At 71.6% G+C, this 12,348-nt stretch carries 11 protein-coding genes; 4 read left to right on the forward strand and 7 right to left on the reverse strand.

Annotation, left to right across the window (positions count from 1 at the left end):
- Positions 1-159: 159 nt before the first annotated feature.
- Both ACWEN6_RS37365 and ACWEN6_RS37370 read left to right on the forward strand, forming a co-directional pair.
- Entirely contained in the window at positions 160-1,266 is a 1,107-nt protein-coding gene (locus ACWEN6_RS37365; protein ID WP_354929265.1) for a Glu/Leu/Phe/Val family dehydrogenase, read from the forward strand.
- A gap of 150 nt (positions 1,267-1,416) precedes the next feature.
- Positions 1,417-1,641: a DUF3073 domain-containing protein gene (locus ACWEN6_RS37370; protein WP_354853039.1), complete on the forward strand. Its 225-nt coding sequence runs from the start codon at positions 1,417-1,419 to the stop codon at positions 1,639-1,641.
- Positions 1,642-1,874: 233 nt separating this feature from the next.
- On the opposite strand, the gene purM is transcribed toward ACWEN6_RS37370, so the two are convergent.
- Together purM and purF are read right to left on the reverse strand one after the other, a co-directional pair.
- Entirely contained in the window at positions 1,875-2,903 is a 1,029-nt protein-coding gene (gene purM / locus ACWEN6_RS37375) for a phosphoribosylformylglycinamidine cyclo-ligase (protein WP_452576709.1), read from the reverse strand.
- Positions 2,904-2,982: 79 nt separating this feature from the next.
- Positions 2,983-4,419, reverse strand: a complete 1,437-nt coding sequence (gene purF, locus ACWEN6_RS37380; RefSeq protein WP_452576710.1) for an amidophosphoribosyltransferase — start codon at positions 4,417-4,419, stop codon at positions 2,983-2,985.
- Positions 4,420-4,617: 198 nt separating this feature from the next.
- On the opposite strand from purF, the gene ACWEN6_RS37385 reads away from it, so the two are divergent.
- Positions 4,618-5,193 (forward strand): DUF4190 domain-containing protein, encoded by a 576-nt coding sequence (locus tag ACWEN6_RS37385; RefSeq protein WP_452576711.1) that lies wholly within the window; start codon positions 4,618-4,620, stop codon positions 5,191-5,193.
- Between the two features lie 60 nt (positions 5,194-5,253).
- On the opposite strand, the gene ACWEN6_RS37390 is transcribed toward ACWEN6_RS37385, so the two are convergent.
- The 4 genes from ACWEN6_RS37390 to ACWEN6_RS37405 all read right to left on the reverse strand — a co-directional run bounded on the left by ACWEN6_RS37390 (position 5,254) and on the right by ACWEN6_RS37405 (position 9,987).
- Positions 5,254-5,694: a sterol carrier family protein gene (locus ACWEN6_RS37390; protein WP_354853047.1), complete on the reverse strand. Its 441-nt coding sequence runs from the start codon at positions 5,692-5,694 to the stop codon at positions 5,254-5,256.
- Positions 5,695-5,782: 88 nt separating this feature from the next.
- Positions 5,783-7,087 (reverse strand): endo-1,4-beta-xylanase, encoded by a 1,305-nt coding sequence (locus ACWEN6_RS37395; RefSeq protein ID WP_452576712.1) that lies wholly within the window; start codon positions 7,085-7,087, stop codon positions 5,783-5,785.
- Between the two features lie 146 nt (positions 7,088-7,233).
- Entirely contained in the window at positions 7,234-8,310 is a 1,077-nt protein-coding gene (locus tag ACWEN6_RS37400) for a L,D-transpeptidase (RefSeq protein WP_452576713.1), read from the reverse strand.
- 219 nt (positions 8,311-8,529) lie between these two features.
- The gene (locus ACWEN6_RS37405) at positions 8,530-9,987 is read right to left on the reverse strand and encodes an MFS transporter (RefSeq protein WP_452576714.1); all 1,458 of its coding nucleotides are present in this window, start codon (positions 9,985-9,987) and stop codon (positions 8,530-8,532) included.
- Between the two features lie 77 nt (positions 9,988-10,064).
- Here ACWEN6_RS37405 and ACWEN6_RS37410 point away from each other — a divergent pair, with 77 nt between their 5' ends.
- Positions 10,065-10,730 (forward strand): TetR family transcriptional regulator, encoded by a 666-nt coding sequence (locus ACWEN6_RS37410; protein WP_354929283.1) that lies wholly within the window; start codon positions 10,065-10,067, stop codon positions 10,728-10,730.
- 57 nt (positions 10,731-10,787) lie between these two features.
- Here ACWEN6_RS37410 and ACWEN6_RS37415 read toward each other — a convergent pair whose 3' ends face one another.
- On the reverse strand, positions 10,788-12,272 hold the full coding sequence (locus tag ACWEN6_RS37415) for an MFS transporter (RefSeq protein ID WP_452576715.1): 1,485 nt from the start codon (positions 12,270-12,272) through the stop codon (positions 10,788-10,790).
- Between the last annotated feature and the right edge of the window lie 76 nt (positions 12,273-12,348).

Genomic DNA, 12,348 nt, shown 5'->3' on the forward strand with positions numbered 1-12,348 from the left:
GAGTGAGAACCCCGCCACGGCGGGAGTGGCGTGCGCTCCGCGGCTCTGACGTGTCGCGATGTGGACGATCATGGTGAGCCTCGAGGCGGGCTGGATAGGGTGGTTTCCTCAGATCCGCCGCGATGAGGCGGCGGACGGAAATGACCGGGAGTCACCAAAGTGACCGACGTCTTCGGGCTGTCCCACAAGGACCCGAGCCCAGCCAGCGGACAGGCGCCGCGACACGAGCAGGTCGTCTTCTGCTCCGACGACCGCAGCGGCCTGCACGCCATCATCGCCATCTACAGCACCGCGCTGGGCCCCGGGCTCGGGGGCACGCGGTTCTACCCCTACGAGAGCGAGCAGGCGGCCCTCGCCGACGTGCTCAACCTCTCGCGGGCGATGGCGTACAAGAACGCCCTGGCGGGGCTCGACCTCGGCGGGGCCAAGGCCGTGATCATCGGCGATCCGGCCCGGGACAAGAGCGAGCAGTTGCTGCGGGCCTACGGGCGCTTCATCCAGTCGCTCGGCGGGCGCTACTACACCGCCTGCGACGTGGGCACTTACAGCGAGGACATGGACATCGTCGCCAGGGAGTCCGGCTTCGTCACCGGGCGCACCGTCGCCCACGGCGGCGCGGGCGACTCCTCGATCCTGACGGCGTACGGCGTCTTCCAGGGCATGCGCGCCGCCGCCCAGTACGTCTACGGAGCCTCCACCCTGCGCGGCAGGCGTGTGGGCGTCGAGGGGGTCGGCAAGGTGGGCCACCGGCTGGTGGAGCACCTGCTGGAGGACGGCGCCGAGGTCGTGGTCTGCGACGTCAGCGAGCACGCCGTCGAGCGGGTCCTCGCCCGTCACCCCCAGGTCGAGGTGGTGGCCGACGCCGCCGCGATGAGGCTCGCCGACATCGACGTGTACTCCCCGTGCGCGCTCGGCGGGGCCCTGGACGACGACACCGTCGCCGGGCTGCGCGCCAAGATCGTGTGCGGCGGGGCCAACAACCAGCTCGCGCATCCCGGCGTGGAGAAGCAGCTCGCGGAGCGGGGAGTCCTTTACGCTCCGGACTACGTCGTGAACTCCGGCGGCGTGATCCAGGTGGCCGACGAGATCGAGGGGTTCAACATGGACCGCGCCCGGGTAAAGGCGACGCAGATCTTCGATACGACGTTGAAGATCTTTTCGATCGCTGAGGAGGAAGGGGTACCCCCGGCGGCCGCGGCCGATAGGCTGGCCGAGCGCAGAATGTCGGAAGTCGGTCGGCTTAGGGGTATTTGGCTGGGCCGCTGACCGCGGACGCCCATACGGCGTACCGAGCAGCGCGCAAAACAGGTACGGTTGTAGTCGAACGAGAGCTGGGGCCGGAAGTCAGGCGGCGTCAGCGCGTGGAGCGTTAGCGACGAGGGGTCGGGCACGACCCCGCATGAGGGGGTCGAGCCGATGGGGCGCGGCCGAGCCAAGGCCAAGCAGGTGAAGGTTGCACGCCAGCTCAAGTACAACAGCGGCGGCACCGATCTTGACCGTCTTCGCGAGGAGCTCGGAGTCAATCACGACTCCAACCGACACGATGATGACGTCGTCGATGATGAGCTGGCCGATCGGTACGCCGATTACGCCGGTGACGTCGACGACGATGACGAGGACGACAGGTCCCGTCGCCGTTAGGCGATTTTCGGGTTGACGCCGGCAGGGCACCCGGCGAGCAGTGGCTCGCCGAGTGCCTCATTCGCGCACCGAAATGAGCTCCTTGCCGCCGCAAGCGGCAAGGAGCTCTTCGTCGTGTTCGAGCCTTTCGCTTCTATGTGACCCCAGGCCCATGATCGCCTTGGCGACCTCACGTCACGCGATGCCGCCCGGCGGCCGCCGGCGGTGGCCCGGCGGCCGCGGAGCCCCGCGCCTCAGGCGGTGAAGCGGGCAGAGCCGGTGCCCTGGACGATCTCGCCGAGCACCCAGGCGTCCTGGCCGGCGTCGCGCAGTGTGGTCAGTGCGAGGTCGGCCGCGTCGGCGGGCATGATCGCGCACATGCCGACGCCCAGGTTGAAGGTGCGGTCCATCTCCTCGCGGGGCACCCCGCCGTACCCGGCGATCACCTCGAAGATCGGCTGTGGCGTCCACGACGAGCGGTCGAGCACGGCGTCGACCCCGGCGGGCAGCGAGCGGGCCAGGTTCGCCGCCAGCCCGCCCCCGGTGATGTGGGCGAAGGCGTGGACCTCAACGGCCCGGGTGAGCGCGAGGCAGTTCAGCGAGTAGATGCGGGTGGGCTCCAGCAGCTCCTCGCCCAGCGTGCGGCCGAGTTCCGGCGGCGAGGAGGCGAGATCAAGGCCGGAGGTGCGCAGGACGTGCCGCACCAACGAGTAGCCGTTGGAGTGGACACCCGAGGAGGCCAGGCCCAGCACCACGTCGCCGGCCCGCACGCGGTCGGGGCCGAGGAGCCTGTCGGCGTCCACGACGCCGGTGCCCGCCCCGGCCAGGTCGTACTCGTCCGGGCCCATCGCGCCGGGGTGCTCGGCGGTCTCGCCGCCCACCAGCGCGCACCCCGCCAGCCGGCAGCCCTCGGCCACCCCGCCGACGATGTCGGCGATGCGCTCGGGGACCACCTTGCCGCAGGCGATGTAGTCGGTCATGAACAGCGGCTCGGCGCCGCAGACCACCAGGTCGTCCACGACCATGCCGACCAGGTCGATGCCGATCGTGTCGTGCTTGCCGAGCGCCTGGGCGATCATCACCTTGGTGCCCACGCCGTCGGTCGAGGTCGCCAGCAGCGGACGCTTGAACCGCAGCAGCGCCGAGACGTCGAACAGCCCGGCGAAGCCGCTGGCGTCGTCCACGACCTCCGGCCGCCGCGACCGGGCGACCCGGGACTTCATCAGCTCGACGGCGCGGTCGCCCGCCTCGATGTCGACGCCCGCCGCGGCGTAGCTGGTCACCGGACCTCCTCACCGGTCGGCAGGACCGGGGACACGCGGAACACTGGGAACACTCGGGGCATGGTGGCGCGTCGCGCGCTCACGCCTTGGCCTCGAGAACGAACTTGCCGACGTTGTCGCGGTCGATCGGGATCGGGTAGTTGCCGTCGAAGCACGCCCGGCACAGCCGCTCGGTCGGCAGCGTCGTGGCCTCGGTGAGGCCCTCCAGGGAGATGTACCCCAGCGAGTCGGCGCCCAGGGACGCGCGGATCTCCTCCACGGACTTGGATCCGGCGATCAGCTCGGCCTTGGTGGCGAAGTCGATGCCGTAGAAGCACGGCCAGGACACCGGCGGCGAGGAGATGCGCACGTGGACCTCGGTGGCGCCGGCCTCGCGCAGCATCTTGACGATCGCCCGCTGGGTGTTGCCGCGCACGATCGAGTCGTCCACGACCACCAGGCGCTTGCCGGCGATGACCTCGCGCAGCGGGTTCAGCTTGAGCCGGATGCCGAGCTGGCGGATGGTCTGCGACGGCTGGATGAAGGTGCGGCCGACGTAGGAGTTCTTGACCAGGCCCTGGCCGTAGGGGATGCCGCTCTGTTCGGCGTACCCGATGGCGGCCGGGGTGCCCGACTCGGGGGTCGGAATGACCAGGTCGGCCTCGACCGGGTGCTCCCTGGCGAGCCGGCGGCCCACCTCGACCCGGGTGGCCTGCACGCCGCGCCCGGCGATGGTCGTGTCGGGACGGGCCAGGTAGACGTACTCGAACAGGCAGCCCTTGGGCTCGGCCAGCGCGAACCGGCGCGAGCGCACGCCCTGCTCGTCGATGGTGAGCAGCTCGCCCGGCTCGATCTCGCGGACCAGGCTCGCGCCCACGATGTCGAGCGCGGCGGTCTCGGAGGCCACCACCCAGCCGCGCTCGAGGCGGCCGAGCACCATCGGGCGGATCCCCTGCGGGTCGCGGGCGGCGTACAGGGTCTTCTCGTCCATGAAGACCAGGGAGTAGGCGCCCTTGACCTGCGGGAGCAGCTCGGCCGCGGCGTCCTCGATGGACTTTGAGCGGTCGTGCGCGAGCAGCGTGGTCAGCACCTCGGTGTCGGTGGTGGCCCTGATCGCCCCGGTCGGCAGCCGCAGGGCCAGATCGGGAGTGTTGATCAGGTTGCCGTTGTGGGCGAGCGCGAGACCGCCGCCTTCGGTGGAGCTGAGCGTCGGCTGGGCGTTCTCCCACACGCTGGAACCGGTCGTGGAGTAGCGGCAGTGCCCGATCGCCAGGTGTCCGCGCAGGGTGCCGAGGACCGACTCGTCGAAGACCTGGGCCACTAGGCCCATGTCCTTGTAGACGAGGATCCTGCTGCCCTCGCTCACCGCGATGCCCGCGGACTCCTGCCCGCGGTGCTGCAACGCGTACAAGCCGTAGTAGGTGAGTTTGGAGACGTCCTCCCCGGGAGCCCATACGCCGAAGACACCACAGGCGTCTTGCGGCGCGCGGTCACGGGGGTCAAGGTCATGGCCGAGCCGGCCGTCGCCTTTTAGCACGTGCTTCAGTCTAAGTTGGGCCTGTCCGCTGCCGGTAATCCGGGTCCGGGGAAGGCGCGGCGTCCCTGCGGAGTGGGCCTTCGCGTGGCGCTTTGGGGAAAGATCTCCGGCATTTTGCCGTGTCGGCCGGGCCGGGCCCACCGCGCCGGGGGAGAGTGGTGGCACCCGGCATGCCCATACAGGTCGAAAGAGCGCACTGTGACGACACCTGGCGACCCGAACACCTCCCAGCCCTGGGGCGATCCGCGGGGCGGCACACCATCCGGGGGCGCACAGCCCCCGTACGGCGGTGAGCCCGGCGGGGCGTACCCGGGTGGACCCCCCACCGGCGGTGGGCCTCCTTACGGCGGTCAGCCTCCTTACGGCGGGCCGCCTCCGGGGACGCCGCCCGGAGGGACGCCGCCGTACGGGACGCCGCCCTACCAGGGCCCCTACGGAGAGCGCCCGCCCGGAGGCGGCGGGCTCGGCACGGCGGCGCTCGTTCTCGGCATCATCAGCCTGTTCCTGCTGCTCATCTGCGGCCTGGGCGTGCTCACGGCGATCGCCGGCCTGATCGTCGGGATCGTCGCGGTGGCGAAGAACCGCAACCGGGGCCGCGCGATCGCCGGGATCGTGCTGAGCGCGCTCGCGATCGTGCTGGCGATCATCGGCTTTCTGTGGTTCCTCGGCAACTTCAGCGAGTGCTTCAACCTGCCGACGCAGACGGAGGTGCAGCAGTGCGTGGAGCGCAAGCTGGGCGTGAACGTGGAACCCGTCCGAGTGATCCCCCGGTGACCCGTTGAGCCCTGGTGACCCGCGTGAGCCCTGGGGGCCTCGGCGGGAGCCCCGCGGGGCTCAGGGCAGGGGCAGGTGCTCTGACAGGTCGGCCCGGGCGCCGCTGGCGCTGATCCTGCCCGCGTCCATGGCCTCGTGCCAGGCGACCCGGCCGGTGGCCAGTTCGAGCCAGGTGAGCGGGTCGGTCTCGACGACGTTGGGCGGGGTGCCCCGGGTGTGCCGGGGGCCCGCCACGCACTGCACCGCCGCGTACGGCGGCACGCGCACCTCGACGGTCCGGCCCGGGGCCCGCTCGGCCAGGCGCTCCAGCAGGTGCCGGACGGCCAGGCGCGCGACGTCGCGCTCGGGCCGCAGGCCCTGGTCGTAGACCCGCAGCACGACCTGCACGGCGGCGTCCGGCGCGCCCTGCGCCGGCCCGTCGTAGGGATGCTCCCCGAGCTCGGCGAGCTGCGCGTCGAGCGCGGCCCGCACCTTCTCCACGTCTACCTTGCGAGCGGCCACGCCTTCCATCATGGCGGCTCCGGGCGCCGGATCGTCCCGCACGGACGGCCTGCCCGTGCGGGACGCGCGTGCGTCCTCAAGGCGGCCGTCACAGGGCGACGGCGGCCGCCGCCTCGCCGGGCGCGTCGAGGCGGAAGGCCGCCGTCCGGCCGGCCGCGGTCACCTCGTACTCGCCGAGGAAGCCGTTGAACCGCACCCGGCCCTGGTCGTCGGTGGCCATCGTGGTGGGCGGGAGCCACCACTCGCCCTTGACCAGCGAGTGCAGCGCGTCGTAGGAGGGCTTGCGGGTGCCGTCGAGTCGGACGAAGCCGCCCGGCGCGCCCAGCCAGCCGCCGTCCGACATGCCCCAGTACGTCATCGCCTCGACCGACGGGTGGGACAGGAGGGTCTTGTAGTGGCGCACGATCTCGTCGGCCTGGCGGGCCTCGCCCTCGGGCGTGGAGGGCCACTCGGGGATCTGGTAGTCGTTCAGGTCCTCGATGTCGGCGGGCATGATGTGGCCCGACACCAGCGTCGTCTCGGTGAAGTGGATCGGCAGGCCGTACCGGGCGAAGCGGTCGATGGTGGCGAGGGTCCTCTCCTCGCCCCAGTAGCCCTGGTGCATGTGGCTCTGCAGGCCCAGCGCGTCGATCTTGATGCCGGCCTCCAGCACGCCCTCGATCAGGCACTCGTAGGCGGCGGACATGTCGAAGTCGTTGAGCAGCAGCGTGGCGTTCGGGTTGGCCTCGCGCGCCGCGTCGAAGACCATGCGCACCATGGGGATGCGGCCGATCTCGCGGCAGACGCGGGTGATGCCGTTGTCGTACTTGTCGAAGATCGGCATGATGACGACCTCGTTGATGACGTCCCACATGTCCACCAGGCCGGCGAACCCGCCCACCTCCCGCCGGATGCGCGCCGCCTGTTCGCGGGCGATCTCGGCGTTCGGCAGGTCCATCAGCCAGTCGGCCGTCACGGTGTGCCAGGCCAGCGGGTGGCCCTTGACCGGGACGCCGCGGTCGGCGAACCACTGCGCCGTCTTGCGCAGCCGCTCGGTGTCGGGACGGCCCCGGACGGTCTCGAAGCGCCCCCAGTAGAACGGGAGCGTGGCGAAGTTGAACACGTCGAACCACAGCTCGGCCAGGTGTTCGGCCTGGGCGGCGGAGGCCTCGCCCAGCGACCCGGTGACGCCGCCGGGGCCGGCCTGCTCCTCGGCGGACAGCTCGCCGTTGGCGAGCGGGATGAAGTCGAACCCGATGCATCCGAACAGGAACTTGTGGCCGCGCTGTGCCACGACCACCTCCTGGCCGGCCAGCGGTGACCCGTCCACGGTGACCGTGAGGGTGGCGTCGGCGGTGCGGTGCTCGGTGATCGAGGGGTCGGCGGGGTGGGCCGGTCCGGCGTGCGAGGGCATGGGGACGTCCTCCAGGGGGTCGGGAGGGATGGTGACCGGGGGGGCGGCAGTGTCCCGCGGCCGTCGCCGCGGGCGCGGTCCCGGCCCGCCCGGGTCCCACTCTAGAAGCACCTCGTCGGCGGCCGCCGCCGCCATGGTCACCCGGATCAGCTCATCTCGTCCTGCGGGGCCGAGGGGGTGGGGGTGGGGGTGGGCACGCCGTTCGGCAGGGCGCTGCCCTTCTTCCACTGGGTCCAGGTGAGCTGCCAGTAGCTCCAGCCGTTGCGCCAGTCGAGCTTGCGCTTGGTGCCGGTGACGGTGACGACGTCGCCGCGCTGGGCGATGCCGTAGAACCACCTGGCGCCCGCGGGGGTGGCCCGCACGCAGCCGTGGCTCTGGTTGGACCTGCCGAGGAACTGGTAGTCGCCCGCGCTCTGGTGGACGTACTCGCCACTGCTGGAGATGCGCACCGCCCAGGGGATCTCCAGCTTGTAGTACAGCGGGTCCTTGGGGTCGGTGACGCCCATCCAGGCCGACGTCATCGTCTCCACGGGCTTCTTGCCCATGGTCAGGTGCACGCCGCTGGTGGTGAGGTAGACGTCCACGCCGTTCCTGACCAGCCCGCCGCGCCCGGCGCTGATCGGGATGGTCTTGGCGAGTTTGCCGTCGCGGCGCACCTTCATCACGTGCTTCTTGGTGTCGACCACCGAGACGTTGGCGGTGCCGACGGCGAAGCGGCGGCTGACGTCCTTGACGCCCTCGTTTCCGGCGATCTGCGAGAGGCGGGCGCTGAAGAGCACCTTCTGGTGCGGCTTCCAGTAGGTCCGGGTGCGGTACACGGCCTGGCGGTCCGAGACCCAGCGCCAGGCGCCCTCGACGGGCTTTTCCGCCTGAACCTGCAGCACCGTCTCGACGGCGGCCTTGTTCTTTATGTTCCTGTCGAAGGTCACGATGATCGGGGAGCCGACGCCGATCTTCTCGGTCTTCTCGCCCATCGGGGTGATGTCGGTGATGCGCAGGGGCGCCCCCAGCCGTCGCAGGGAGGCGCCGGCGGCCCTGGCCTGCCCCGCGCCGCCCGTGGCGGCGGGGGACGGTTCGCTCGTCGCCCGGGGGTGGACGCTGGTCTCGGTCGTGCCCCTGCCCGGCGCGGGTTGTGCGGTGCGCACGTCCGCCGAGCAGGCCGCCGCGGTGACCAGGGCGGCGATGGCCAGCAACGCGGGGGCCGTCCGCTTCAGGGGGTTCACTCTCTACTCCTCATATACGCGCTTCGCTCCGGATGTCATCCAGTGCGTCTCTTATGTGAGACACCCGGAAAGCGCGTTATGTGCGCCAACGACCAATCACGATCACGTAACGATGGGCGGCGGCGGAGTTTGGCCGCCGGTTCCGGCGCCCCGTCCGGCCGCGCGAAACGCCGGGCGGGGCAGGCCGGATCGTCCTCACGACCGGGGCGCCCGGTACCGTCAGGCCACCGGCTCAGGGACGGGCTCGGGGGCCGGTCCGGCGGGCTCGCGGGCGGCGCCGGCGGAGGCCGGAACGGCGTCCGCCCGCCGCGTGCGCAGCGACACCAGGCTGACCGGCACCCCGACCGCCACGATCGCCGCCGCGACGATGAGCGAGAGCCGGTACCCGTCCAGGAACGCCGTCAGCGGTGCGGCGCCACCGGCGGCGCTCGCGCTGGCCCGCGCGCTCAGGACCGCCCCGAGGACCGTGACCCCGAGCAGGCCGAACACCTCCCGGGAGACGTTCAGCACGCCGGATGCCAGGCCGGCGCGCTCGGCGGGCAGCGCGCCGAGGATGGCGTTGGTGAGCGGGACGAGCATCCCCGCCCCGAGCCCGTACAGCATCAGCCAGGGGAACAGGCTCATGTAGGTCCCGTGCCGGCCGATGGTCGACATCGCGGCGATCGCCACGGCCATCGCGCCGAGCCCGGCGGCGACGGTGACGGCCGTCCCGAAGCGCGCGGCGATGCGCGGGGCGACGGTGGCGAGGGCCGCCATGAGCAGGGCCATGGGGACGAAGGCCGCTCCCGCCTCGGTGGGGGAGAAGCCCAGGACGTTCTGCAGCCACAGTGCGGTGAAGAAGTAGATGCCGAAGACGCCGAACGCCCACAGGCCCATGGCCAGCGTGCCGCCGCTGAAGACCCGGTCGCGGAACAGCGACAGGTCCATCATGGGCTCGCGCGAGCGGGACTCCAGCAGCACGAACGTCGCGGCGGCCACCGCGGCGAGCGCGAAGGCGCCCAGGATGGGGGCGGAGGTCCATCCCTCGCCGTCCCCCTCGATCAGCGCGTACGTCAGCGCGAACAGCGCGGCCGACGAGGTCGCGAGGCCCGGCAGGTCCAGCCGGCGCCGCGCCGGCGTGCCGGCCCGGCCGATGGACCAGGCCGCGAGGGCCATGGTGATGACCCCGATGGGCACGTTGATCAGGAAGATCCAGCCCCAGTGCCAGTTCTCGCTGACGAACCCGCCGGTCACCGGGCCGAGCGCGAGGGCCAGGCCGCCGATCGCGCTCCACACGCCCACCGCGATCCCGCGTTCGCGGGCGTCGGGGAAGGTGAGCGAGAGCAGCGCCAGCGCCGACGGGGCCAGCAGCGCCGCTCCGACGCCCTGGGCGGCCCTGCTCAGGATGAGCGCGGTCCCGTCCCCGGACAGGCCGGCCGCCGCCGAGGCCAGCGTGAACAGCGCCACGCCGGCGAGGAACACCCGCCGCCGGCCGAAGACGTCCGCGAGCCGGCCCCCGGCCATGAGCAGCCCGGCGAAGACCAGGATGTATCCGCTGACGATCCACTCCAGCCCGGAGATGGTCAGCCCCAGCTCCCTCTGGATGGTGGGGAGCGCCACGTTCACCACGTTGTTGTCCAGATAAGTCATGAAGGTGGCCAGCGAGACCGCCACCAGCGCCCACCAACGACGTTGCACAGCTTCTCCTCTACGACGTACTTGTACGGCGTACATGTACGTCGTACAGCAGACCTTGTACGTCGTATAGTTGTCAAGTGGCCCAGGAGAAACTGACCCGCGAGACGGTCGTCGAGCAGGCATTGGCGCTCGCCGACCAGGAGGGCGTGGACGCGGTGACGATCCGCCGGCTCGCGAGCCTGCTGGCGGTCACCCCGATGGCCCTCTACTGGCACTTCAAGAACAAGGAAGAGCTGATGGCGGCGCTCGCCGAGCACGTCCTGTCCGGCGTGACCGCCGACGTCTCCCCCGGCGACCCGTGGCAGAGACGCCTGCGCGTGATCGTCGAGGCCGTCGTGCGGGCGATGCGCGACAACCCGTGCGTGCCCGACCTGCTCGGTGCGGTGAAGGACAAGCACGAGCTCGAGAGCTTCAACCGCGCGACCGAGGCGACGCTGGACGTGCTCGCGGAGGCGGGGTTCACCTCGCGCGAGGCGTTCGCCGTCTCCTCCTACCTGCTCAACGGCGTGACGGCCCTGGTGAAGGGGTGCCCGCTGTGGACCGGGGAGCCCAGAGAGGCCGAGGAGCGCCGGCTGCGCCGGCTCAAGCTGGAGTCGATGCCCGGCGACCGCTACCCGCGCATGATCCAGTACGGCGGCACGCTGAGCGAGCCGCCGGACATCGACGGCTACTACGGCTTCGGCGTCGACCTGCTCCTGCGCGGCGTCGAGGCCATGGCCGCGCGGCGCCCCGGCCCGGCCTAGCGAGTCTGGTCCAGCGAACCGCGTCCGGTGGGTCCGGTCCGGCAGGCCGGGCCCCGGCTAGGGCAGTGCCGGGCGCCGGGGGCGGGCGCAGGCGGCGGTGACGACGCCGGCGAGCGCGACGCACGCGAGCACCAGATAGGTCCGCTGGAAGCCGGACATCAGCTGCGCCACCGCCACCGGCGACAGGCGCGAGAGGGTGCCGGCGTAGACCAGGCCGCGCAGCTCGGGCGACAGCGCGCTGCTCAGCACGGTCAGCGTCGTCGCCACGCTGAGCACGATGCCGACGTTCATGATCATCAGGCGGAAGCCGTTCACCACGCCGAGGCTCCCCGGCGGCAGGGCCCTCATGACCTGGGTCGTGTTGCCGGTGAGGAAGGTCCCGTTGCCGCCCCCGGCGAGGAACAGGCCGATGGCGATGATCCAGTACGGGCTCGCGCCGCCGGTCGAGAACATAAGGCACACCAGCCCCGCGAAGTTGAGCACGCAGCCGCCGACCGACAGCAGGTAAGGCGAGATCCGGCGGCCGAGGGCGCCTGCGATGGGCGAGGCGACCGCCATGCCGACCGGCACGGGCAGCACCGCGAGCGCCGCGGTGAAGGCGTCAAGGCCGCGGGCGGCCTGGAAGTACAGCGCGACCAGCAGCACCAGGGCCGAGCGCGACAGGGCGGTGCAGAAGGAGGCCAGGTTGGCGAAGGTCAGCATGCGCTCGCCGAACAGCCGAAGGTCCAGCACCGGGTGCGACGCGCGCCGCTCGACCAGGACCAGCAGCGGCGCCAGCACCAGGAAGACCAGCCCCCCGACCAGCACGACGGGGCTGGACAGTCCGCGCGACCCGGCCTCCGACAGGGCGATCAGGGCGGCCGACAGGGCCGCGAAGACGATGAGGTTGCCGGCCGCGTCCACCGGCGTGCGGGCGCCGGTGGGCACCCTGCGCAGCGTCGTCCACCCCCAGACCAGCGCGATCACCCCGGGCGGGACGTTCGCCCAGAAGACCCACTGCCAGCCGGCGGTGTCGGCGATCAGCCCGCCCAGGGTGGGCCCGGCGAGCTGGGCGACCGACAGGGTCCCGATGTAGACGCCCATGCCCTGGCTGAGCCGGTCGGGCGGGAAGGCGTCGGTGATGATCACCGTGCCGTTGGCGAGGATCATCGCCGCGCCGAGCGCCTGGAGCCCCCGCATGGCGATCAGGAAGCCGACGTTCGGCGACAGCCCGGCCAGCAACGAGCACAGGGTGAACAGCGCGAACCCGACCAGGTAGACCTCGCGCCGCCCGAGCAGGTCGGCCACCCGGCCGAAGAAGACCAGCGTGGCGGTGCTGACCAGCAGGTACGACAGCAGGATCCAGGAGGAGGCGAACGCCCCGGCCTCGAAGTGCCGCACCACCGCGGGCAGGGCCACGTTCAGGGTGCTGGCGTTGACGCCGATGAGGGCCAGCCCGAGGCTGGTCACCGAGCAGACCCGCCACGCGTAACGGAGCCTGCGCGCGTACTCGGGGGTGCCGGGAAGCAGGTCCGCGGTCCGATCAAGCGGGTGGGCGACCATGCCCCCCAGTCTGACGTACGCCGTACGTCCCGATTAACCCTGTTTACTTTGCCTCGCTCCGCTCGGCGGCTCGGGG

The sequence above is a fragment of the Sphaerisporangium sp. NPDC004334 genome (assembly GCF_053602655.1).